Annotated in this window: 28 protein-coding genes; 8 read left to right on the forward strand and 20 right to left on the reverse strand. The window is 51.1% G+C overall.

Translation table 11 applies throughout. From position 1 onward, the window contains the following. Positions 1-19: 19 nt before the first annotated feature. From ACRTGH_RS02395 to ACRTGH_RS02415, 5 genes are all read right to left on the reverse strand, one after another. Positions 20-757 carry a hypothetical protein gene (locus ACRTGH_RS02395; protein ID WP_368847063.1) on the reverse strand — a complete coding sequence of 246 codons (738 nt, stop codon included), beginning with the start codon at positions 755-757 and terminating at the stop codon, positions 20-22. Between the two features lie 306 nt (positions 758-1,063). Further along, a complete protein-coding gene (locus ACRTGH_RS02400) occupies positions 1,064-1,270 on the reverse strand; it encodes an ATP-binding protein (protein ID WP_438474578.1) in 207 nt (68 codons plus the stop codon). 253 nt (positions 1,271-1,523) lie between these two features. Beyond that, positions 1,524-3,257, reverse strand: coding sequence for a hypothetical protein (locus ACRTGH_RS02405; protein WP_368847062.1), 1,734 nt, complete (start codon positions 3,255-3,257; stop codon positions 1,524-1,526). Positions 3,258-3,471: 214 nt separating this feature from the next. Next, positions 3,472-3,843: a hypothetical protein gene (locus ACRTGH_RS02410; RefSeq protein WP_368847061.1), complete on the reverse strand. Its 372-nt coding sequence runs from the start codon at positions 3,841-3,843 to the stop codon at positions 3,472-3,474. Positions 3,844-4,214: 371 nt separating this feature from the next. Beyond that, positions 4,215-4,976, reverse strand: coding sequence for a type I restriction-modification system subunit M (locus ACRTGH_RS02415; protein WP_368847060.1), 762 nt, complete (start codon positions 4,974-4,976; stop codon positions 4,215-4,217). A 219-nt stretch (positions 4,977-5,195) separates the two neighbouring features. On the opposite strand from ACRTGH_RS02415, the gene ACRTGH_RS02420 reads away from it, so the two are divergent. Then, complete coding sequence (locus tag ACRTGH_RS02420) at positions 5,196-5,402, forward strand: hypothetical protein (RefSeq protein ID WP_368847059.1); 207 nt, start codon at positions 5,196-5,198, stop codon at positions 5,400-5,402. A 250-nt stretch (positions 5,403-5,652) separates the two neighbouring features. After that, the gene (locus ACRTGH_RS02425; RefSeq protein WP_368847058.1) at positions 5,653-6,036 is read left to right on the forward strand and encodes a hypothetical protein; all 384 of its coding nucleotides are present in this window, start codon (positions 5,653-5,655) and stop codon (positions 6,034-6,036) included. Positions 6,037-6,304: 268 nt separating this feature from the next. Here the strand turns inward: ACRTGH_RS02425 and lacZ are convergent, their stop codons facing one another. The 4 genes from lacZ to ACRTGH_RS02445 form a co-directional block, all read right to left on the reverse strand. Next, entirely contained in the window at positions 6,305-9,361 is a 3,057-nt protein-coding gene (gene lacZ, locus ACRTGH_RS02430; RefSeq protein WP_368847057.1) for a beta-galactosidase, LacZ type, read from the reverse strand. 356 nt (positions 9,362-9,717) lie between these two features. Next, positions 9,718-11,412, reverse strand: a complete 1,695-nt coding sequence (locus tag ACRTGH_RS02435; RefSeq protein ID WP_368847056.1) for a hypothetical protein — start codon at positions 11,410-11,412, stop codon at positions 9,718-9,720. A gap of 100 nt (positions 11,413-11,512) precedes the next feature. After that, on the reverse strand, positions 11,513-12,025 hold the full coding sequence (locus tag ACRTGH_RS02440; protein ID WP_368847055.1) for an XRE family transcriptional regulator: 513 nt from the start codon (positions 12,023-12,025) through the stop codon (positions 11,513-11,515). A gap of 108 nt (positions 12,026-12,133) precedes the next feature. After that, complete coding sequence (locus ACRTGH_RS02445; protein WP_368847054.1) at positions 12,134-12,889, reverse strand: metallophosphoesterase family protein; 756 nt, start codon at positions 12,887-12,889, stop codon at positions 12,134-12,136. A gap of 155 nt (positions 12,890-13,044) precedes the next feature. Between ACRTGH_RS02445 and ACRTGH_RS02450 the strand changes: the two genes are divergently transcribed. The 6 genes from ACRTGH_RS02450 to ACRTGH_RS02475 are packed head-to-tail and all read left to right on the forward strand — an operon-like array spanning position 13,045 to position 15,489. Then, positions 13,045-13,311, forward strand: coding sequence for a DUF4160 domain-containing protein (locus tag ACRTGH_RS02450; protein WP_368847053.1), 267 nt, complete (start codon positions 13,045-13,047; stop codon positions 13,309-13,311). 10 nt (positions 13,312-13,321) lie between these two features. After that, complete coding sequence (locus ACRTGH_RS02455) at positions 13,322-13,615, forward strand: DUF2442 domain-containing protein (protein ID WP_368847052.1); 294 nt, start codon at positions 13,322-13,324, stop codon at positions 13,613-13,615. Between the two features lies 1 nt (position 13,616). After that, positions 13,617-13,937 carry a hypothetical protein gene (locus ACRTGH_RS02460; protein WP_368847051.1) on the forward strand — a complete coding sequence of 107 codons (321 nt, stop codon included), beginning with the start codon at positions 13,617-13,619 and terminating at the stop codon, positions 13,935-13,937. Further along, positions 13,922-14,350: an EamA family transporter gene (locus ACRTGH_RS02465; RefSeq protein WP_368847050.1), complete on the forward strand. Its 429-nt coding sequence runs from the start codon at positions 13,922-13,924 to the stop codon at positions 14,348-14,350. The genes ACRTGH_RS02460 and ACRTGH_RS02465 overlap by 16 nt, the downstream gene beginning before the upstream one ends. A 14-nt stretch (positions 14,351-14,364) precedes the next feature. Further along, positions 14,365-14,769, forward strand: a complete 405-nt coding sequence (locus ACRTGH_RS02470) for a secondary thiamine-phosphate synthase enzyme YjbQ (RefSeq protein ID WP_368847049.1) — start codon at positions 14,365-14,367, stop codon at positions 14,767-14,769. 54 nt (positions 14,770-14,823) lie between these two features. Beyond that, positions 14,824-15,489, forward strand: a complete 666-nt coding sequence (locus ACRTGH_RS02475) for a DNA-3-methyladenine glycosylase family protein (protein WP_368847048.1) — start codon at positions 14,824-14,826, stop codon at positions 15,487-15,489. Between the two features lie 76 nt (positions 15,490-15,565). Here ACRTGH_RS02475 and ACRTGH_RS02480 read toward each other — a convergent pair whose 3' ends face one another. The 11 genes from ACRTGH_RS02480 to ACRTGH_RS02530 all read right to left on the reverse strand — a co-directional run bounded on the left by ACRTGH_RS02480 (position 15,566) and on the right by ACRTGH_RS02530 (position 23,636). Further along, positions 15,566-16,036 (reverse strand): hypothetical protein, encoded by a 471-nt coding sequence (locus ACRTGH_RS02480; protein ID WP_368847047.1) that lies wholly within the window; start codon positions 16,034-16,036, stop codon positions 15,566-15,568. Between the two features lie 178 nt (positions 16,037-16,214). Then, positions 16,215-17,045 (reverse strand): ADP-ribosylglycohydrolase family protein, encoded by an 831-nt coding sequence (locus ACRTGH_RS02485; protein WP_368847046.1) that lies wholly within the window; start codon positions 17,043-17,045, stop codon positions 16,215-16,217. Next, positions 17,027-17,149: a hypothetical protein gene (locus tag ACRTGH_RS02490; RefSeq protein ID WP_368847045.1), complete on the reverse strand. Its 123-nt coding sequence runs from the start codon at positions 17,147-17,149 to the stop codon at positions 17,027-17,029. Before ACRTGH_RS02490 ends, ACRTGH_RS02485 begins: the two co-directional genes overlap by 19 nt. Before the next feature lie 44 nt (positions 17,150-17,193). After that, on the reverse strand, positions 17,194-17,631 hold the full coding sequence (locus ACRTGH_RS02495; RefSeq protein ID WP_368847044.1) for a WapI family immunity protein: 438 nt from the start codon (positions 17,629-17,631) through the stop codon (positions 17,194-17,196). A 34-nt stretch (positions 17,632-17,665) separates the two neighbouring features. Then, on the reverse strand, positions 17,666-18,394 hold the full coding sequence (locus ACRTGH_RS02500; RefSeq protein ID WP_368847043.1) for an ATP-binding cassette domain-containing protein: 729 nt from the start codon (positions 18,392-18,394) through the stop codon (positions 17,666-17,668). Continuing rightward, positions 18,391-19,932, reverse strand: a complete 1,542-nt coding sequence (locus tag ACRTGH_RS02505) for an ABC transporter permease/substrate-binding protein (RefSeq protein ID WP_368847042.1) — start codon at positions 19,930-19,932, stop codon at positions 18,391-18,393. Before ACRTGH_RS02505 ends, ACRTGH_RS02500 begins: the two co-directional genes overlap by 4 nt. Before the next feature lie 11 nt (positions 19,933-19,943). Next, complete coding sequence (locus ACRTGH_RS02510) at positions 19,944-20,216, reverse strand: helix-turn-helix domain-containing protein (protein WP_368847041.1); 273 nt, start codon at positions 20,214-20,216, stop codon at positions 19,944-19,946. Continuing rightward, entirely contained in the window at positions 20,216-20,578 is a 363-nt protein-coding gene (locus tag ACRTGH_RS02515) for a type II toxin-antitoxin system RelE/ParE family toxin (RefSeq protein ID WP_368847040.1), read from the reverse strand. Before ACRTGH_RS02515 ends, ACRTGH_RS02510 begins: the two co-directional genes overlap by 1 nt. A 95-nt stretch (positions 20,579-20,673) precedes the next feature. Continuing rightward, positions 20,674-20,895, reverse strand: a complete 222-nt coding sequence (locus tag ACRTGH_RS02520) for a hypothetical protein (protein WP_368847039.1) — start codon at positions 20,893-20,895, stop codon at positions 20,674-20,676. Positions 20,896-21,174: 279 nt separating this feature from the next. Continuing rightward, positions 21,175-22,182 (reverse strand): LacI family DNA-binding transcriptional regulator, encoded by a 1,008-nt coding sequence (locus ACRTGH_RS02525; protein ID WP_368847038.1) that lies wholly within the window; start codon positions 22,180-22,182, stop codon positions 21,175-21,177. Next, positions 22,167-23,636, reverse strand: a complete 1,470-nt coding sequence (locus ACRTGH_RS02530) for a sucrose-6-phosphate hydrolase (RefSeq protein ID WP_368847037.1) — start codon at positions 23,634-23,636, stop codon at positions 22,167-22,169. The genes ACRTGH_RS02525 and ACRTGH_RS02530 overlap by 16 nt, the downstream gene beginning before the upstream one ends. Positions 23,637-23,640: the final 4 nt, after the last annotated feature.

The following is a 23,640-nucleotide window of genomic DNA, read 5'->3' on the forward strand; positions in this document are numbered from 1 at the left end:
AAACTGCTTGACCACAACATCATCTTTTAATGTGATCTTTTAGAAGCTCTTTTCGCAATCCGTCTCTATCAATGGCCTCAACCAGATCAAAAATAGTTTGTCGCATATCTGATAATATTCTATATGTTAATTTTATGTAAAATCCATTTGTATATTCTAAATGTGGATGTTTCTTTCTAAAAGCTTCATCCGCATATCCATCCGCATGTACAAGTTTATGACGTATATCCAAATAGGATACTGCACTATTTATCAATTCTTTTTCTACTTCAATACCGAGCTTCTTACATGCTTTTTCTATAAGCGAACGTGTACTGCGTTCGCTTTCTAAAGATTGAAATATATTATCTATAACAGTTTTCTCTATATTGCCATCACGTATACGCTTCAAAACTTCTGTGGCAGACATATTAAAAGAATGATTCCCAACAATACGTTCCGGTGTATTGGTAGCATTTTTATACGATTCTAAAATGACTCCTTTTAAATAAATTGTTAATTCTTCATATAATTCTTTTACATATGCAGCATACATTGTTGCACGCAAATGAGTTACTACAATTTCCCTATTAGCATCGCAAATCTTATACCGTGCTATACTTTTATGTTTTTCTCTGTCAAACATATCAAATAATTTTTCTTTATTTTCCCAATTATCTCTTTTTATCAACGCATAGAACATATCAATAATTTCTATATCATCTTGAAAATGCATCATCTTGTTTTTAAAACTTATATATGCTTCTGAATGCTCCACTTGCTTTCCCTCGTTCCATTTTCAAAGAATCGCTAGAAATAGTAAATACATAAAATCACAAGATTCATAGCCACGGATTTCACAAATTGCAGTACAAATAGGATTCTGCATCACATTCCCTCCCATTTCATTGCAATTATACTATATGCTATGCACTTTGAATACCATTTTCCGTATTGACTCTTATTTTTATCCTACCGCTTGGGTATACCCCCTATGCTGTCAATGCCATAAAATCCTTGAAAATCGGTATTCTTTCCGTATCAATACAAGCATTACATCATATCGTTATCGACGTTACTTCGTTCATCGCGCATACGAAAAAGAAGATACTGTAAGTCTTCCTCTCACCTTAAGCGGCGCCTGCCGCGTCATCGGCGGCAGGCGCCGCGCGAGCATCGTCTTACCCGAGCCGGGCACGCCGACCATCAACAGATTGTGCTCGCCTGCCGCCGCGATCTCCAACGCACGCTTGGCGAAGAACTGTCCCTGCACATCGGCAAAGGCATCCAACAGCGCCTCCCTGCCCGAAGGAACTCTCACACAGCTAGCGCAAATTCTTCGGTACATACACACTGATTCTGTCAACGAGCAATGCCTCACTGTCGTTGCCCGGCGAGACGAAAACTTCCTAAGACCATGTTTCTTTTTCGCCATTCATCAGATTTAATCCTACTCCTTCATGCTGATTTGCACAAAATCGCGTGCCATATGCACAAGTACGACTAACTAATGTAGACTAACATCTCGATACTAAGCTTCGCAATCATTTTTTCGAATGGGCAATAACAGAAAACATAATCTGTATAGGCGGCTCATAGAACATTTTCACTAGATCATTATAACAACTTTCATCACAGCCTTCTTTTACAGAAACATCTCCGTGCGCTAATCCGTTACGCAATTTTACCAAAGTATATTTTTTAATACCTAGATGGTACTTTTCTATGGCATCACAAATTCGACAAAAATTCTCCCGTTCACTTCCAAGGAACTTCTTGAAAGCGGCTACAACTTCACTACCTTGTTGATTTTTCTGGGATGAAATTGCCTTTCTTACAAACGGTATATTTCCCAAGGTTGGATGACGCGATTTATCAAACAATGCCTTGTGCACATCCAACAATTTATTATCACGACAAAATGTATTTTTGATTTTTTTATAGCTAGGACTTTTTTTGAACGGTTCAAAAAAGTTCAAATTCATCTCCCGTTCAAGGCTGCTAACGAACAAAAACGAGGCAATATCCGGTGTCTTTAATTTTTCGTAAATAGCTAAAGATGTCTTTATATCTTTTTGTGTAATCGGCGCAAACTTTTCCCAAATATCCGTCAACTTATATTTACTCTGATCAAAATTGATGTCTTCCGGCATGAAAGTATAAATACGGCTCAGTATCGCATCAATCTTTTCCTCATCGGTTCTTTCTTGATCTAACTGCAAGCTATCAATTTGTTCGCGAAGCAAGTTATAGTTTTTCTGTAAAGTTTCATTATCTTTTTTCAACTGGACATTCTCATGACGTAACCCCAATAATTTTTCTTGTAATATTTCATCACTTTTTATCGAAAAATTTGTTATGCATTCTTTTAAATAGTCGATAATATCTTGATTTTCTTTGACTCTATCTGCCATCGCGGAAGACAATATGAATTCGCTTAGCAAATCGACCAAATCATTTTTCAAGACTCGTTCTTCAATATTCCCCACTTGCTGTGCAGCAAAAACACCATAAGTCGCCCACTTATATAATATGGGGTCGAGTCTTGTGTTCACCATCTTCGAATTCGAAAACCATGTTTTCCCATATTTTTGATACACCGTCGCAATGCACTCATAAAATTTACATTCATATAAGTTCTGTATTACATCATCATAGCACCAAAACCACCACAACATCGTGGTTCGATTCTCTGAAAGCTGTTTCGCGGCCTGAGCCTGCAGCTTTGTAAAGGTATAGAGTTCTAACATCCCATAGTCTCGGGCATAGGATGTCATGCCACCTAAATCAGGTGTAAAATCTCCCGTCCACTCATACACCTTACGTCCATCTTTTTCATAAAGTAATTCTCCTTTTTTAAAATCGATGGCTCTATGTAAAACCTTTTTATTATATTCTTTAAAAAATTTGTTCTTTAGGAGTTCTTTCAGATCATTTTCATCGAAATCCATCCATGCCTCATTTTTACTTTGACTATTATTCTGAAGCATACTGTCCTCAACGGATCGCAGAATAAAATAATTTATGTCCTCTGCGTCAACGAGTTTGGGGTATTGATCCTTCTTCAAAGAATATGCATTGTCAAGGAAAGCGTCCAATTCATCAAGATTATTACGCTCCGCTACACCATAATAAAACGTAATCATCTCAAGCAAATTTTGAAATGGATTTACTTTAACAACAGTATCTCCGTCATCCGCAGAGAAATAAGGACTCCCATCTTCTATCCTCGGGTTGAGCCATTTTACTAATTTCATTTCGATTCGATCCATTCCCATATAGTATCACTCCTCGCATGTAACTTTCAAATAGAGCAACGCTGTTTCAGATTCGTATGATGTAGTATCCTCAATAACGACTTATTTACCATATGCTTTTTTAAGCATATCTCTAGACGAACAACAGGTTACACAAAAAAAGAATCCTACAGTTAGTTCATGCAGCAAAGTCACATCTTAGAACAATTCAACCTTATATCGTACGCAAAATATTTCAGTAATAGGAGTCATCATCTCGTATGCTATAAATCCAGCCTAATTGATTCATGCAGAATTCAAAAATGTTATTTTTGAAGAGCGCAGGTGAGTTAAAGTGTTGCCCATCGTTAGTTGAATATTTCCATCCTTTGAGACTATCAAATGTCCAGCTTATCACCCTTTGTAATGTTCCATTTTTCACCAATTTAGTAGAAACCGTAAACCCAATACTTCTTGCGCCTCTATAACTCACAATCGTATCATCCATGATAAAAACATCGATATTTTCGTTGTTCCAATGCTCAACCCATACATCCGTTGCTTCGCAATTCGGCGCAAAGATAAGCATCGAAGCAACTACCAGTGCAATAGATAAAAACTTTTTCATGTTTAATTCTACTCCTCATGACAGCATCTTTACTTCCCTGTTAACCTTGTAACTATTTCTCCAAGCTCTTCGTAAATTCCTATCTCACCTTTCAAAAATTACGAGATATCTAACGCATCATTTCTTCTATTCTTATACGATAGGTCTATTTTTGAACGATAACTTTCTCATATCATTCAAGAACTCAACACGTCCAGCACAGCGAATATATCAAAGCATCCATTGTTTCATAATCATCATGTTGGTTCTACATTTTAACGATAGCATACCCTGAAACGATAGCTTTTTCTATCGTTTCAGGGTATGCTATCGAAATAACTGTTTTTCATCTCTCGCTCTAGATTCCAGCTATACCGCCTTGCCCGAGCAGCCTAAAAACCGCTGAATCCCCCCGACATCAAGGCATTTCCGCGCCCCTGCAGTTGTATCATTTTCGAAGTGCTTTTGTCGTATACTTTGTTCACCCGCGCCTTGCCGATGACCGCGAGGCGTGTCAGAAGCTCAGAGACTTCCTGCGGCGTATAGTATTCGCCGCCGCTCTTGCCGGCATTCGAAGCGTACATGCCCATGAGATATTCATAGGCGTCGCCAAAAGCGTCGATCGTATTGTCTCGATAGTGCCCAAGCTGCATTTCGCCGATGCCGTCGAGGAGTTTCACGAGCTTTGCATTGCGCTCCTTCACCGTAGCGCCGAGCTTGTTGCTGTTGACGTCGAGATCTTCAAAAAGCCCCGCAAGATCGTTTTCACTCGCCGTGCCGGTCGCCGAGGCTTCAATGTTGTGAAATACCTTTTCCAGCGTTTCATTGAGGTTTTCATTCGTCGGCGCACTTTTTCGCACATTGGCAAAAAGCTCGCTCGGCAGGATGAAGTACCCCTGCTCCTCCACAAGATTCTCGCGCTCCGTCTCCGCCTCTTCATCGGACAGTGCGGCATAATCAAACGCCGTATCGCCCGCCTCATGCGCCTCACGGTTGAGGTAATTCGTCAGCTTCTCCGAGATATAGCGATAAAAGAGCGTGCCCAAAACATACTGCTTGAAATCCCAGCCATCCACCGAGCCGCGCAGATCGTTCGCAATCTGCCAGATCGCCCGATGCAGCTCCGCCCGCTCCATTTCCTTCTTGTTGTCCATCGTCTCGCCTCCATAGTCAGGATATTCTTAAATTCGCGTCAAGCCTGTCTTTGTCCTGCTTTCCTGATAAAAGCATCGTCCGTGCTCCACAAATAAATAGCATCAGAGGCGCACCCGCGGTACCGGCAAGTCCTATCTGGCCAAGGAAATCGCCGCGGACATCATCAGCAACGGCCATGCTGATGGTTATACGAGCCTCACGGACGAGCAGAAAAGCTGATGGAGTTTGTACAGTTCCATCCGAGTTACGACTACTCCGATTTTCTCGAAGGACTGCGTCCGACAATCAATGATGACGGGACGATGGGTTTTGAATTGCAGGACGGTATCTTTAAGAAATTTGTAGCCCGTGCCAGAAAGAACTACGAGGATTCACAGAAATCCAAAGAACTGCTGGAAAAAGAATTCTCCGTCCATAAAAAGTAAGACGTTGGCAACGCAAGCGGAAGGTACATATTATGATAAGCATAATAAACCGAATTTTTTCATAACCATCCTCAAAAAGTTTATGCATAAAATCATCAAAAAGAAGGTAGATCCCCAACGTTTCGCGAAATATGAAAGTGCCATCTCAAAGATAGTGCGAGCCGTGAAAATAAACAGCCCGGTCGGCGAAAGAGTTTGGCAAAGAATCGCAGCATCAGCCATGCTGTCACTTGAAATGGAGGATTGCAAAATGAAAAAACGGATTTGTCTCATGGCTCTGATCGTATCTGCAGCAATTTTACTGCCAACATACGTCTGCGAAGCAAAGGATGTATGGGTCGATCATTGGAATTCTGAGAATGTCGATATCTACGTTATGGATGATACGCTTACGAGCGGCACCTCCGACAGCGGAAGATATTTCAAGGTGTCCGCCAAAGAAGTACGAAACGGAGAGTTGGTGCGTATCGTCCATTGGAATTTCAGCAAGTACAAATCGGATATGTGGCGATATAAAACAAACACCATGCGGGGAGATCATACGACTGTAGTCATCCCCAAGGATCAGCTCTTTGAGTTTTGCATGGATTCCCTGGGCTGGTCCTATTACATCAAGGAATACTGGTACTATTGAGATTTCATATCCAGCAAACGCACGAATTGCTCGAGAAATATAGGGGAATGATAAAATCCCGCCTGTTGTTGAATACACTCTCAACAAGCGGGATTTTTCATACCCAAAACACGAAAACGAAAGAGGCATGCCTCCATCCTGCACTCCTCCCGAGTCACCTCGCAAATTCCGTGGAGACGGATCCATGCCGGCATCCAACGACTCGAACGATGTTCCGTGTCCACCGCCCCATGAATTGCCGCCGTGCAGCCGAACAGTCGCAGCTGTTTTAAATCCCTTTCATCATGAACCGGAAATGTCTCTTTTCATTCGACCCAATCCCTGTGCGTACGGGCGCATCCCCGCGGTCGCCTCCGCTTACGCCGCACCCGCCTGCTGACGCGCGCAGATACATATGCTTGGAGTGTGGCAGATCGTACGCATGGCGTGCTCTCTCCAGCTCATGCGGGCTGTGCGGGAGTGCCGATGCCTCAAACGGAACATCGCCTGCGAGACGCAGACCGTGCCCGCTGCGATCCGTGACCTCAATCCACCGCACACCGCAATGATTTCCCATTTCCTGCGGACGCAGATACGGTTCGACCTCATCCGCCGCCGTACTCTCATAGATGCCAAGGCGTGCTCCCCCCGCACAGTCGATGTAATTCTCCTTCGGTCCATAGCCATAAAAGCGAATGCGATCATAGTCTGCATTCAGCGTAAAGATCATAGCAAAGTCCGGCATCTCGGGCATCCCCTTTACCGCCTCATAATCCATCGTGACACCGATTTCCCCGCTCGCCACCACCGTATAGGTGACCCTGCACGCGGAAGCAGGTTCCGTGGCAAGCGCATAGGTAAAGCGTACGGTGACGCGCTTGGCACGCCGTTCATCGCGTCTGCCGAAGAAACCGTTCACCATCTCGAAATCCTCGCCGTCCACACTGTACTCGATGCGCGTGCAGCGGCGATAGAAACTCGCGAGTTTCCACTGTGCCGTGTCCGCCACGCGCCCGCTGTCGCAGTCATTGTCGATCGGCGCACGCCAGAAACTCGGCTGCGGCAGTTCCTCGATCAGTTCACGCCCACCATAGCAATAAGAGACGAGATTGCACTGCGCACTCGAGAACCGGAGGGAAAATCCCTCCCCCTGCACACCGAAGTTGATGTCTCCCTGCACCACACGCAGATCCCCATAGGCAACAAGCGGCGTATAGACGGGCGCAGCATCACATCGGCCAAGAATATCAAAAAGGCGCGTCTGTGCATCTGCAGGCGGTACAACAACGGCCTGTCCAAAGGCGATATCATATTCCACTGGTGCCCACAGCTCCGCATGTTTCAGCTGAAGCGATGCCGTCAACACATACTCCCCCTCGCCCATGTAGGGCATTTGGTAGATCACACTGCCGATGTGCTTTGTTTCTCCCGGCGCCACATGATGCCCCTCTTGCCAGGTTTCCCAAATCTCACGCCCATCGAGATGAAGCATAAGGTGCAGCTTATAATTCTCCGCATAGAAAAAGCGGCTCTTGTTCTCGATCTCTACGCCGTTCCACACAGGCCGCAGAACAAAGTCCTGGTAATGGTACTTCACCTCCTGCAGCTTTGCCGGCAGACGGTCGCCAAAGTAGCTGCCGCAGAAGAGTGCAGACTCCCCATAGCGACCGTGCCGACGAATCGCCTGATCGCCAAAATCCCCGATGAAGGTGCCCTGGTACAGAGGGTCGCGCTCCGATAGTTCCGTATACTTGTGCATGGCGCCCATCGCATGCGTATATTCGCAGCAAATGAAAGGTTTGTCGCGATGTTCCTTGAGAAACGCCTCGATCTCCTCTGCCTTCGCATACATTCGGCTCACCACATCACTCCTCGCCGGAACGCTGCTTGCTCCAAAAATCCTCTCGCAATGCACGAGGCGCGTGGGATCGACGCGGTGAAAGTACTCGCTCATCTCATAGATACTGCGGCAAGCCCCATTGCCGCACGACCAGATGAGGATGCACGGGTGGTTCTTGTCGCGCTCGTACATCGACTTTGCGCGGTCGAGCACAGCGGGCAGCCACGCCTCGCGATCACCCGGCAGATTGTGCGTCTCCTGCACACATGTGCCATCTTTCATCCACGATCCGTGCGTCTTGCAATTTGTCTCATCGATCACATAAAATCCATAAAGATCTGCCAACTCATAGAAGCGATTGCTGTTCGGATAGTGTGCCGTGCGGATCGCATTGACATTCGCGCGCTTCAGCGCGATAAACTCCTGCTCGACGAGCGCAGGTTCCATCGCCCGCCTGTGGTCACAGTCGAACTCGTGCCAATTCACTCCCTTGAACACAATGCGCTCGCCGTTGATCTGCATGGCTCCGTCTCGGATGCAGAACTCGCGGAAACCGACGCACACGCGCACGACCTCCTGCAAAGCATCCGCCGCATCACACACATAAAACATAAGATTGTAGAGCCATGGACGCTCCGCGCTCCACAGTAGCACGCAGACAGCCTCTCCCGAGAACGCATGGGTCTTTGCCCGGATGACCGCCTCATCTCCCCATATGCAATCTCCATCCGAATCGCAGAGCAGGATCTCGACATGCTTTTCTGACGCATCATTGAATGCAAGACGCACATCCATCTGCCCGTAAGTACATCCATCCCGCTCAACCGGAACGGCCCGAACGGCAATATCTTCGATGTGCTGCCGCGGCTTCGTGTAGAGGAGGACATCGCGGCAAATTCCCGAAAACCGCCGCATGTCATGATTCTCGAGCCAACTTCCACTCGTATAGTGAAAGACCATCGCCGCCAGCTTGTTCTCCCCCGCTGCGAGATACGGCGTCAGATCAAAGTCCGCAGGTGTGCAGCTGTCCTCGCTGTAGCCGACGAAATGACCATTGAGGAAGAGTGCGAGCGCTGCGTCCACTCCGCCAAAGGAAATATAGACATCATCCCATCCCTCAGGCACCGTGAAATACTTTACATAGCAGCCAACGGGATTGTCCCGCACAGGAATCTCACCCGGCACGATGTTTTCGCGCCCGTCCCACGGGCAGGCCGTACTCGTATAGTGCGGTACACCATTCCCTTCCATCTGGATGTGCGCCGGCACATGGATCGTCTCCCAGTCGTAGCAGTCATAGTCCGCCGTCTCAAATCCCTGCGGGATGTGCCTCGCATTCCGAGCATAAGCGAAATGCCAAACACCGCCAAGCGTACGATAAAACGAGGATATGCCGCGTGCAAGCTCCATCTCGTCGCGATAAAAGATATGGTCGCTATGTGCAGGCAAACGGTTCTCCGCGAAATACAGTGGATCTTTCAGCTTCTCAAAATTGAATGCCGCCATACGAAACCTCCTATTCTCTAGAGAACGCAGCCTCTGCCGACCGCTTTCCAACAACCTGAACCAAAATCACTTATTCATTTCATCCCATTCGCCTTCGATCTCTGCCACGATGCACACAAGGCCATCCTCACAGTCTTTCTCTCGTTCGGCTCAGATGCATGCCACCCCTCGGAAATGACACATTCCGCCAACATCCTTCGATACCTTACGACATATTCTTCTTTTCCGTTTCGAGCGGTACATTCGCTTCACGCGGCATACGGACGAGCAGGCGCAAATGAAGACTTCCACCACCGGCACAGCATAGTCATCCATCCCGTAGGAGAATTTCGTATAGCGAAATTCGATCTTATCCATCATGCCGCTCCTCCTTTCATCGGAAAACGCCGGCGAAGTTCCTGTATTCCCCTGAGAATTGCAAGGTCGCGCTCCATACTGCCCGACGATATCGCGCGCTGCAATCGTTCTGCAGCCAGCGCCGCCTCGCCGTCCCCGTGATCCGCCGCCCATGAGAGCCAATAGAGCGCTCGCTGCACATCACAGCGCATCAGACGCCCGCGTTGGTAGAGCAGCCCCAGGACACGCGCCTGCATGATATGACATCTGCGATCCAATTCGATGCACGCGACATAACGCTCACCCTTGCAGACGGCAACGATGATGGAACTCTTCTCGATCACGTAGCTGCGATAGCTTGCAAGGCAGTTATGCAAGGCGATACCGAGCGGCGCAAGTTCGTCCGTATGATGGACGAGGCGAAAATCATAGTCATTGACACAACATTGATAGCACAAAGTTTCCGGCTTGTAGAGGATTCGCCGAGGTTCATCTTCCGACGTAATCGCCTCGACTTCCCAAGCAATCGCGTCACGCACATACTGCGTCAGCCCTTCACGCAGGAGGAGTCGCTTGACCTCCGGCGTGAGCTGTGCACCATATCGCCGGAAATTTAAGAGGATATCCTTGCGGCACTGCGTCATTCTTTTCCATACATAGTTCTCCCCAAGGAAATCGGCAAGAGCCTTCTCCCCCTTTTGTCTGCACAGCCAAGCGGCATGTTCTTCCAGTGCCGCCCACAAAAGGCGATTGCCGCTATTGCACAACTCCACGCGTCGCGTCTTCGGCTCGAAATAAAATTCGCTGATTCTTTGCTCTCCGATATCACATTCCGGCTCCAATTCCAAAAACGGCTGCATGAGCGCAACTTCCCGCATCCCCATCTGACGCAAGAGCAGGTACCATGTAATGGCATACGGAGTGTAAGTATACGCCCTGCGCACGCTCTTCGACGGATGAATTTCCAGGCATTCGCAGAGAATACGGTAGGGATTCGTTTCCTCGTAAGGAAACGTCTCATCAAAATCTTCCACAGCATGCGCAAGGAACTTCTTGAGGTAGACGATGTGCGGATCGAAGGGGCGCTCGATGTACGCTGTAATCATCGATGCTCCATACATTCGACTGAGACTGCTCGGACGAATGCCGCAGCTGCGCTCGATCCCTCTCGCCAACGCGTCAAGAGCCAATTCAGTAATCACCGGAGGAACGTAAACAGCCGTGCACGCCGTCCACGGCTGCAGTTTCCCATCGACACGGATCCGCGTGCACTCCCAACGCCGCCGCACCGCCCATACTGAAAGGGCGAAATTATGCCATTGCAGGCTTACACCTTTCGTTTCGTACCGTACCTCTGCCACATCCGCCGCAACATTCAGCGGGCCATCCGGCGTGCGCTGAAACAGCCGCCAACGAAACGGAATATAGAGCGGCCTCGGACGCCCCTGCGACATGTCGAAAGTGCCGTGATTGGAAAGTCCGCAAATCTCGCAACCGCATACGGAACGGACGCCATGCGAAAGGCGCTGCTCGACCTCTTCCAGCCTCCAATGATAGGGGCAAAGCACATAGCCGTTTTCACTGCCAATGAGCTCATCTGTTCCTCCGTAGTAGAATGAAAGCACATAGGGCAATTCCTCAATCGGCGCATTGATCTCATGCTCATCCGTGCATGGCACCCACCTATATTTATCTTCATCAAAGCGAAACGCCATATTCAGCATCCTCCACACCGCCTTTCCCGCAAATCTTGTTTACGAGTCCAGTCTAGCATGCAGGCTGCGTCTTGCGGTCGCTATCAGAGAGACAATGCGATCAATGCGCAGCACTGTCGCCGAGTATCGGAAGACCATAGTAGTCAAGCACATCATTGATCAGAAAGAGATCGTATTCCCCCTGCTCAATGAAATATCGCAAGATCACATCCTCCTTGCGGGTCGACGAGAGCGCATAACCAGCGCGCCGCAAAAGATCGTCTGCCTCCTTCATATTCAACTCAAGAGAAATCACGAGTGCCATGATATTCCGCTTGCTCGGCGTATAGCGCGCGTCTGTTCGAAGCTTGGAAAAGAGCCGCCTGTCAAGCTGCGCCTTCTTATAGACTTCTACCTCACTCTTCCCCTTTTTATGAATCAATTTCATGAGCCGCTGTGCAAACGAATCCTCAAAATGCGCAAAGATCTTGTCCAGTTTCTCGCGCATCTGACCGCTTCGCTCCGTATACCTGGTTCCGTAAGAAAACTTCACACCCAACTCACGCAGAGCGACTATATCGAGAAAGTTCTCTTGCAGATATCGCTCGATTTCCTCTATAAGCCATGGATTCATATTGCCCTCCGCAGGAAGAATCACCTCATGTTTTATCTGCCAATGCATCGGCAGGCCGAAAGTGAACGTCTCAGCTATGCATGACTTCTCGCCCCAGCATTTTCCCGATCACCGAATCCGGTCGATCTCCTTGTAGATGCCGCGGAATTTCATTTTTTTGTTGATCATGCTGCTGTGAAAATGGCCGAAGTACCAGAGGTTCCAATTCATTTTCTTGTAGAGTTCCTCAAACATTTCCGCCGTTCGGTCGATGCCGAAGCGGCGGTGCAGGATGACGGGCGGCTCGCCTTGTACGCCGCTTTGGCGGATGAACTCAAACGGAGCGGTATGCGTGACGACGAGGTCGGCGTGCCAGTCCAGCGCCTCGAGATGGCGCACAGCATTTTCATACTCATCTTCATTGTACGTCTCTTCCTGCCACCAGCTTTCACCCGGCGTGCGCCAGGCGCGGTCGATACTCAGTGCGCCGCCGAAGGCAAAGAGCGAGATGCCCTGCACCTCGTATGTTTCGCCGCGCTCCAAGTGCAGGATGTTCGGGCGCAGTTCGTGCACGCGCCCGCCGTACTTCTCCTTCTCGGGAAAAGCGAACAGGAGGGGAAAGTTCTCGTGGTTTCCGTCGATAAACAGGATCTCCGCACCAAGCTCTGCCAAGGCGTCGAGCTTCGCCTCGTCACGCTCCGTCGCCTTTCCTTCACGAGGAGTTCCCAAGCTTCCCTTGCCAAAGCCCCACGGGATGCCGAAATCACCGCAGATGAGGACGACATCCTCCTTCGCCAGCGGCGGCAAGCCATAGTGCCCCTGCCAATTCTCCGGCAAAAAGCGTGTAATATCCCCGTGTATATCACCCGTGACATAAAAGGCCATCGCCATCTCCTCCATCCACTCTGCCGCACCATGATGCTTTCATTGTAACATAGAAAAAGCAGCGCGAACAAGGAATACACGGCATTCAGACGCATAGTTTATGTTGAGAAAGTTCGCCTGGTATGCTATCCTTGATATGGAAGGAGGCCGTCAATGTGCCAGAATTAAGCCGTTTCGGAGGTATGATTATCTATATGCTGTTTCACGACATCGGTCAGCACCATAAGCCGCATGTACATGTGTACTACGGGGAACACGAAGCCGTCATCGGTATCGATGGTGAATTATTAGCGGGATCCCTGCCACGAAAACAGTTAAGAATCCTTACAGGCTGGCTTGCCTTTCATGAAGAAGAAGCCTATAAGGCTTGGAACCTCGCCGTTCAGGGCAAACACTTCGACAAGATCCCCCCCATGAATTGAGGTGAACGTGATGTACATAAAGAACGATATTTGCTATGCAGGAGAAATGCAGGACGGCATAAAGGTGACGGAAGCCAAGCCGCTGCGCGGCGGCATGATGCTGATCACCTTCTCCACGGGAGAAAGGCGATTATTCGACACAACGATTCTCTCTGGAGAAACATTCAGGGCGCTTGCAGATGATGAAGTATTCCGCCGTCCCGTATTATTTCACGGCGCGATCACATGGCAGCAAGGAGAAATCGACATCGCCCCTGAATTTGTCTACGAGAACAGCTACGCTTATGACGACATGGCGATATAACATGAACTGGACAATTTCCAGGATCAGCGATATTCGCATGCCGCATGCGACAAAGTATGCAAACCAGCAAGGAGCGTGGAATGAACACCGCCATCGCAAAATACTCGACATCGTTCCCGGGGAAATGGTGTTCGGAGCAAACGGGATCTTCCAGATCAAATTCGACAACTACAACCTCGCAAACGGGGTTTGCTCGGTCGCGCTCATCTTCATCATGTTCTACGGAGGCTTCGGGACGAAACGAGGCGCACTTCCAAGGAAGGTTTCTTACAGAAGCCTTTGCCGCTTACGAAAGAAGGCTTTTTCATGTCATCCTGGCTGATTTACGCACTCCTCTCCGCGCTTTCCGCCGCCTTTGTTTCCATCTTCGCCAAAATGGGGCTCGCGGGGCTTGACAGCAGCGCCGCTACCGCCGTGCGCGGCGTTATCATGGCGATTTTTCTCATTGCCGTCATGCTCGTACAAGGCCATGCCGCTCAACTGCCCGAAATCTTCGCCGACCGCAAGGCGCTGGCATTCGTCGCCCTGAGCGGCATCGCCGGAGCCACTTCCTGGCTCTTTTACTTCATGGCACTCAAAACCGGCGATGTTTCGCGCGTCGCCCCCGTGGACAAACTCAGCGTCGTTTTCGCCGTCCTCCTTGCCATGCTCATTTTCCATGAAGAAGTCAGCCTCGCGCATGGCATCGGCATTTTTCTCATCGCCCTCGGCAGCCTGATGCTCGCCATCTTTTAGAAAGGAGCGTCTCCATGACGCAGACAAAGATTTTAAACGTGCCGACGCACGCACATACGGAAATGCTGGACATCACGGACAAAGTACGCACCGCCGTTGAAGAAAGCGGCTGCAAGAGCGGCATTGCCGTTGTCTTCGTACCGCATACGACAGCGGCGGTCACCATCAACGAGAATGCCGATCCCGATGTCGTACATGATTTCACCGGGGCGCTCGCCAAGATCGTCCCCTGGCAGGACGGCTACCGCCATATGGAAGGCAACTCCGCCGCTCACTTGAAGGCCAGCATGATGGGCTTTTCCGAAACCGTGCTGATCGAAAACGGCAAGCTGCTCCTCGGCACATGGCAGGGCATCTACCTCTGCGAATACGACGGACCGCGTCCGCGCAAGCTTTATGTGAAGGTGCTGGAAGGATGAAGCGAGCCGTTCTCCTGAATCCGAGCGGCTCTTTCCGAGGTGAGGAGGAACGTCATGTTTGTGCCCTGCGGCGAAAAAGAACTCGCCTTTTTAAAAGCCAAGGACAAGAGGCTCGGTGCCGTCATCGAGAGCCTCGGTGTGCTGAAACGTCCGACTTTTGACGACGTTTTCGCTGCCGTCGTGCATCACATCATCGGACAGCAGATCTCGATGAAAGCACAGGACGCCGTCTGGGCAAGGCTTCTCGAAAAAGTCGGTACCGTGGATGCGGCACATCTGCTGACCCTCGGTCGCGAAGAACTGCAGACCGTCGGCACAAGTTTTCGCAAGGCAGACTACATCATGGACTTTGCTGAAAAGGCGGCGAACGGCGCATTCGACATCACCGCCTTGGAGACGATGTCCGATGCCGAGGTCATCGCCTCGCTTTCCTCGCTCAAAGGCGTCGGCGCCTGGACGGCGGAGATGCTCCTGATCTTCACATTCAGGCGCCCCGACGTCCTGAGCTTCGGCGACCTCGGGATACAGCGCGGCTTGCGGATGCTCTACCGGCACAAGGAAATCGACCGCCAAAAGTTCGCGCGCTACCGGAAGCGTTACTCCCCCTACGCAAGCACCGCCAGCCTCTATCTCTGGGCGATTGCCGGCGGCGCGGTAGAGGGGCTGACCGATCCTGCGGCGCGGAAGAAACCAGCGTCGTCCCAACGAAATTCATCCTAAAAGCCACATAGGAAAACCCCCGATAGAAACAAATCCATCGGGGGCACATTCATTGCAGAAACGGTTCAAAACACGTTCAATCAAAAAGACCGATATGGATGCTTGCAATCTTTCCTGCATCATTGAACACGAATTTGATACCAATATGGTCATTGGATTCGCTCTGATAAAAGAAGTTTCCCTTTTCCTTCCTGTCCGGCTCGCCATAAAGCCGCAGTACTGTTCCCCTGTCCATGCCGACCGTGATTCCTGCCGGCGTAACCCAACCATTGTTCCCTTTGCAGTCGGCATGGATCATGAGGGCATTACAGAACGTAAGGTCTATGGTTCCGCCGTAATGATACGTATCAATCCATCCCCTCCAAAGCGGATGCTGATTTGTCGTCGATACCTTCGACGGCGCCCCGTATATGCCGCGCACATAATCGATGGACGCCCCGTAATAGACGCCACCGAGCGATACCTCCTCATCGGGTACGGAAGCGGCGGCCGCAGTCATCGTCGAAAAAACAGCAAGAAAAACCATCGTGGAAAACCACCTGCGCATAATTACCACACTCCATTTCTGAGATTCCAAAAGCCCATCGGCAGCTTCGCACGGCTCTCACCGGCTCCGGCAAGCTGCCTTTTCTATTATTATACGGAGAAGGTTCCCTTCCCTGCGTCAAAAAACCTGCGACATCCCCCGCACGCCCGTTTTTTTCCGACGAAACAGGGCTGCCGGCTCAGGCGTTTTCCGGTTCCAGCCAGCGCTTTGCCTCCCGGCGCGTTTTATCAAATGCCCCGAGTACAGTGAGCATATCCTGCGGCAAGCGGCTGCGGCACTCTTCCTGCAGCGTTTCAGGAACACCGTAAAAGGCTTCGGCAATACTGCCCGCAATGCAGGCGATTGTGTCCGTGTCGCCGCCGAGAGATACGGCTCCTCTCACGGCATCCTCGAAGTCCGTGCTTTCCAAAAACGAAAGGATCGCCTCGGGCACGGAGCCTTGGCATGTCGCATCCATGGAATACCCCGGGCGAATCTCATCGAGCGTGCGCGACAAATCGTAGCCGAACTCCTGCACGATATAGCTCTTGATCTCCTCCTTCGAACTGCCCTCGCGTGCGAGGAAGATGGCACTCGCCGTCGCCTCTGCACCCTTGACGCCTTCCGGATGATTGTGCGTGACAATGGCCGTCCGGCGTGCAGCCTCGCGCGTCTTTTCGAGCGTATCGTAGAGCCAGCCCGCAGCGGCGACGCGCATCGCCGAGCCGTTGCCAAAGCTGCCGTAAGGCTCCGGCTCATCGCTTGCCAGCCAGTGACGGAAAAGTCCGCCGTAGCCTGCACGAGAATATCGCCTGCCCCAGCGCTGCATCGCGTGAACGACCGCCGCACAAACCGCCGCTTCGTCCGCCTCTTCTCCCACTTCCAACAAGGCGTCCGCCACGGCGATCGTCATCACCGTATCATCCGTAAAGCGCGAGCCTTGACTGAACAGAGGAAAATCCTTCGTCTTGCCGCCGCGATCAAATTCATACGGCGCACCGATCATATCGCCTAAAATCGCTCCATACATGCAAATCGCTCCTCTCCCTGTCCCGTGATTTTATCATTTTCTACTAGAATATCTAGAAACTCATCAATTTCTGCGTCGATGCCCATTTCCTTTTCTATGTCCATTTGACCGCCCCATAGTTAAAAAATCGAACGACGGCCATTTCGCTTCATCCCTTTAGCAAATCCGGGATTTCCTCCGCATATCTCCCATAGTCAGCAAACAGAGCCTTTGCAAAAGTCTGCAAATATGTCTGGTCGAATTCGTTTTCAAATGTCAGCTCATGCGCATGACCTGTCCCCATCTTGTTGTGAAGGTTGCCTTTCACATGGATATGACCGCCTGCCGCAGCTATGAATTCAAAGAAACAATGCATGCTGTACGGCTCTTCCAATCGCACCGAACCTTTCAGTGTTTCGCACAATTCATTCAGCTGTACGGCAAACGCGGCAAACTGAAGATCGTCGACATCCATGAAGGAGTCTGCCGAGAAGCCTCGGCTCGATACCTGCACCCGCAGACTGTTTACCTCAGGATAGGAAAAATTTCCCTGTGAGACTCGCGGCGTCAATTCCAATGAGAAATCTTCTGCATTCAATCTGTACATAGCGCCCTCATAAATACACCCTGTTGATTCTCTCCTACACCTTTTCCACAAGCTGGCGCACAAAGTCCGTCGCAGGATGCGCCTCGATCTCCTCGGGCGCGGCAAACTGCTCGATGCGTCCATCCTTCAGAATGAGGACGCGCGTGCCGAGGCGCAGGGCTTCTTCGACATCGTGCGTGACGAAGACGATCGTGAGGCCGCCGCGCGCGTGGATGGCGCGTATCTCGTCCTGCAGCTGGCGGCGCAGCAGCGCGTCGACCGCGCCGAACGGCTCGTCCATCAGCAAAAGCTCGGGTGATGCCGCCAAGGCGCGCGCGATGCCGACGCGCTGCTGCTGTCCGCCCGAAAGCTCGCCAGGATAGCGCCCGCCGAGACTCGCGTCGAGGCCGACGATCTCCATCCACTTCACCACGGCCTTCTTCGTGCGCTCCTTGTCGCTCTTGTTCCAAAGGTTCGGCACATAGGCGATGTTTTCCTCGACCGTCAGATGCGGGAAGAGCACGCTGCCTTGAATGGCATAACCGATCTTGCGGCGCAGCTGCACGAGATCCGCCGTTTTGAGACTTTCGCCGAGCACTGTGATCTCGCCTGAAGTCGGCTCGACAAGACCGTTGATCATCTTGAGGAACGTCGTCTTACCGCCGCCCGACGCACCGAGCACTGTGATGAACTCCCCCGCTTCGATCGAAAGGTTTAAGTCGCGGATAGCTTCCGCGTCCGCATAAGATTTGCATACATTGCAGAACGTGATGACCTCACTCATTCGAGCACCCCCTTCTCCTGCAGGAAACGACGTGCAACCGTGCGCGGCTCCTCCCCGCCCGACTCGACCTCGTCGTTCATGCGCGCCATCTCCGCCTCCGAAATCAATCCGTCGAAGTGTGCGAGAAGGCTGCGAAGTTCAGGATGCTCGGAGAGCACCGCCTCGCGCACGACCATGCCGCACTCGTAGGATGTAAAAAACTTTTTGTCATCCTCCAACACGATACCATTAACCTTGGAAAGCCTCCCGTCCGTCGTAAAAACAATCATCGAATCGAGCTTTCCTTCGTCGAGAGCCTGATACTTGAGCCCGATATCCATGTCAACAGTCGAACCAAAGTTCATGCCATAGGCGCGGCACAGGGCGGGGAAACCGTCCTCACGCTCGAAGAAGTCGTACTCAGCGCCAAAGTTCATCTGCGAGGCGCAGCGCGCAAGATCGGAATACGTCTTGAGCTGATACCGTTCAGCAATCTCTCGCCGCACAGCGATACCAAACGTATCGTTGAAACCCGTCATGCCGAGCCATTCCATATGATACCGATTGCGGTACTCTTCCTGCAGTTCCCCGAAGCGCGATTCATCATAAGCATCCGTACGCTTCAAAACCTGCAGCCAGCCTGTACCCGTATACTCGGGATAGATGTCGAAATCGCCGTTCTCCATGGCGGGCATAATGTTTGATGTGCCGCCGCCCACGCCCGGTGTCAAGGAGACCTGCAGGCGACTGCCCTGTTCGATGATGAGCTTGAGCATTTCGCCGAGAATCAGCTGCTCCGTCATCGGCTTCGTCGCAATGCGGATCACCGAGGATTTCGTGCTCTGGAAGAACGCATAGGCGCCGCCCGCCATGACGAGTACGAGAGAAACCGCTGCCAGTTTGCGCCACGAGCGGCTCTTCGCGCTGCTACGACGACGAAAGGCGCGCTTCTCCACGCGCGAGAGAACGGTATCAGCAAGGAGCGCCAAAAAAGCGATGAGGAGTGATCCGTCGAAGGCGAGCGCTGCATTGTTCGTCGTGATGCCGCGGTAAATCGCGATGCCGAGCCCGCCCGCACCGATGAAGGAGGCGATGCCGGCAAGCGCGATTGTCATCGTCGTCATATTGCGTATGCCCGCAAGAATCACCGGTATGGCCAGCGGCAGGGAAATACAGCGCAGGACTTGGAAACGCGTCGACCCCATGCCGACTGCCGCCTCGATCAGGAGCGGATCGACGTTTTTCAAGCCCGTATGCGTGTTTTTCACCATGGGCAGCAGCGCGTAGAGCGTCAATGCGATGATCGCCGTCGTATTGCCGATGCCCGAAAAAGGCAGAAGAAAGCCGAACATCGCAATCGACGGTATCGTGTAAAGAAAATTGACGACAAGCAGCGTCGGCTGTGCCGCGCGATCGATTTCGGCAATCAAAATCCCCATCGCGCCGCCGATCACGATGGCAAGGACGATCGCCACTAACGATATAGCGATATGTTCCAACGTGAGCTGCAGAAAAAAATCACTGCGCTCCTGAAAAATCCGTATCATTTCTGCAAGCATAAGGCATCTCCTCAGTCGCTCGGAACAATATCCAATTTATAGCCCAAGGGCTGCAATACGCGAATCAATGTATTGATCTTAGGTGTGGCCCCCATCTTTTCCAACCGCGCAATAGCAGATTGTTTCAATCCGCACATATCTGCTAATTGTTTTTGGGACAGCCCTCTTGTTTCCCTGGCTTCAATGAGCTTACCAATCAAAGCCACTTCAAAATCAATACGAGCTTTTTGCTCTTCGCCAATAAAGGCCTCATCATTCCAAAGTTCATTGAAATTCGTCCCCATTACTTTCCCTGCCTTTCCAAATAGTCCTCCATCCTACGTTTCGCACATTCAATCTCTTTCTTAGGGGTCTTCTGTGTTTTCTTGCGAAAATGGTGCAGCAAAACAAAACGACCATCGATATAAGCAAAAAATAAAATGCGTTCATGCAAAGGACGCATTTCCCACAAATCACCCTCCAAGTGTTTCATATACGGCATACCTGCCCTTGTGCCATATTCCTGTAAAACACGCAAATATACGAGAATCTTATCCGACAAAACACGCATACGTTTATCGGAATCCCGCCGTCGCTGCAACTCCATCAGGAAGTCTTTTACAGGCTCCTCGCCTTTTTTATCTCGGTAAAATTCCACATTAAACATAGATACATCCCATTTAAACTATAACATAGTTGTTATCAACCTACAAGTGACTCTTCTGCAAAAATAGTGCCGCTTCCGTCACTGCGCCTCGCCGCTCAGCCTTTCAATCGGTTCTGCGGGGCAGCTTTCAAAACAAAGTCCGCAGTGCAGGCAGTGCGCAGCGCCGATCTTGTACGGCTCACCTTCCGCGATGCACTGCTGCGGACAGAAAGCATCACATCGATGATGCGCACGGCGGGCAAACCGTTCCGATCCATCGTAGCAAAAGCGCAGTCCCTTATACTGCGCAGGATTTCCAGGTATTCCTGCGTTTCCATCTGCATCCGCTTCCTTTGACAAAATTTTTCATACAGCTTCATCTTAGCATATCTTTATTGTAATATCAAGTATTACATTTTATTTCTTCGCTTCTTCTCCTATTTCTCGCACGCAAAGATATTTTCCCCTTAAACACAAATAATCCGAATCCTGGCACAGCCAAAGACTCGGATTATTTTTCGCTTTATTCTTCCACGCCCCAAAAATTCAAGGAGCTGCACCTATAGACGGAACCCCCGGGCATCTTCCTGCAGGTCGCCCGTCATACGCTGCTGAATTCATTCTTTCTCGATCTTGATCACGCTGGACCGTTCGATAAGATGCGGCGGAAAATCAGCGACGGAAGCCACCGGTTCCTCAGAAAGAAGCTTCAGCAGCATTTTAGCCGCCTGGGCGCCGACTTTCTCATAATCAAAGGCAACCGTTGTCAACGGCGGATAGGTGACCGCGCCCATTTCATAGCCGCCGAAACCAGCCACAGAAACTTCCTCCGGCACATCAATCCCGCGCTCGTGCAGAGCCCGCAGGATGCCGAAGGCAAGCCCATCCGTTGCGCAGACGACAGCCGTAGGACGATGCGCCAGAATTTCGCTGCCCTTTTCGTAAGAAGCTTCCAAGCCAAACCCCGTCTCGATAAAATCAACGACTGCACCGCGGCTGCCGCGCGTGAAGAGCTCGATAAAACCATCCTTGCGGTCGACGCCGACCGCCTGATCCTTTTCCGTCACGCCGACGAAGGCAACACGCTCATGCCCCATGCGCCGCATATAGTCGCCGAGCATACGGCCTGCGCCGAAGTCATCCACCTTGATGTACGTCACCTTCGGATGCTTCTGGCCGACAAAAACTACGGGAATCTCGCGTTTCCTCAAATCCTCGGCAAGAGCAATATGCGCCTCGGTAATCCCGACGGAAACGATGATGATTCCATCGGCGCCGCACTGAGCCAGATTCTCCATATTCTGCAGCTCGCGATTTCCATCGAGGCACGACGATTCAAAGAGAGCGCGGCAGCCGACTTCCTCAAGAGCAAACGACATGCCCCGCAGCAGCTTGCCGCCTGTCGGCGAGTCGACGCGCGGCATGACGATGCCGATCATGCCGCTCTTCTTTGCCTTGAGGCGGCGCGCAAAAGCATTGGAGCTAAAACCGGTCGCATCAATGGCCTTCTGTATGCGGTCGGCTTTCTCAACGCTTACATAGCCCTTGTTCAAATAGCGCGAGACCGTACTCTTGGAAACCTCAGCCAATGCCGCGATATCTTGTATCGTTACCTTTCTTTCCATTCAAATCCCCCCAATTCCCATGCCTTGCCTTCGATTTTTTCAAGCTTCCTGTCCGCTGAAACCACGAGCTGCGACGCCGTCTCCTTTGTCGGAAAGACGAAGAACGACGCCGCCTCTTCCCCGTCCTGGAAAAACACTTCAATCGCTGTCTTATCCCGGTAGATATGCAGTTTGAGCGTATCACGCACAGCGAGACGGAAGCGGCGCATACCGCGCCCGCCGAGTTTCATCGCCGTGCGGTCGAGCGTCATGACCGCACAGCGTCGATCATAGGAAAAACGCAGGTATTCACCCGCCTCCGCATAAACAATGTCGATGTGCGCTTCCTGCGCATCTCCGAGCACGAGCGAAAGCTCAATCTCCGCTTTTTCCGCAAGCAGCTGCCCGATTTCCTCCGCATGGACGGCGCCGAACTTCTGTGGCGCACCTTTTCGAAGCGCCTTCATTTCCTCGAGCGGCGCAGAAAGGAGCCTACCGTCCTGAAGACGCAGCTCACGCGGCATCGTCAGCGAGAAGAGCCAGCCTTCTTCCGCCGTCGGATACTCTTTCTCGCGCTCAGGCATGCCCATCCAGCCGAAGAGGATCGCACGCCCCTCGTGCAAAAACGCCTGCGGCGCATAGAAGTCAAAACCCCGGTCAAGCTCATGGAATGCGCCATGCTGAAACTCCAGCGCATCGACGTCAAGCCGTCCGACGACATACCCCGACTGGTAGAGATTCTGCCAGCGATAGTCCCCCGCAGGAAGCCCCTGCGGCGAGAAGAGCAGCACATCACCTTCCGCAAGCGGCAAAAGCGTCGGGCATTCCCACATGTAGCCAAAGTCGGAAAGCTCCGTCTTGAGCTCGCCTGTGAACTGCCACGCGCCTTCCTTTTTTTCATAGAGCACGGCGCACCCCTTCTTCGCCTCTGTCTGTGCGCCAAGCACGAGGAATTCGCGCCCATCCTTTACGAAGCGGCTCGGGTCGCGAAAATGCGCCGTAACCCCGCGCGGCTCGTGCTCGATGATGATTTCATCCTTTGCGGCGATTCCTTTTTCCGGCTGCCACGAGGCCAGCCTTTGTGCCGGGATGCGCCGTCCGTCCTCCTTGCGGTTGCAGGTATATACGAGACGCAGCACATCTCCTTCGACGAAACCCGCGCCCGAGTAGCAGCCATCCTTATCGTGCACATCGCTCGGCCAAAGCGCCAATTCAGGCAGGCTGTAATGCACGAAATCCTCGGTTTCCACATGACCCCAGCATTTATGCTTGTGCTCAACGCCCAAGGGATTCCACTGAAAGAAGATTTGATACTTGCCCGCGTACCAAGAAAGCCCATTGGGATCGTTGACGAGCCCAAACGGCATCTCAAAATGAAACGCATTGTGCCAGCGATGGCGAAAGGGAATGCCTTCACGCACTTTGGTATCAATTTCCCTTTTATCGAATTTCCCCGCGAACCTTTCCTCCGACATGCGC

The organism is Selenomonas oralis (assembly GCF_051603425.1).
Taxonomy (GTDB): Bacteria; Bacillota; Negativicutes; order Selenomonadales; family Selenomonadaceae; genus Selenomonas; species Selenomonas sputigena_A.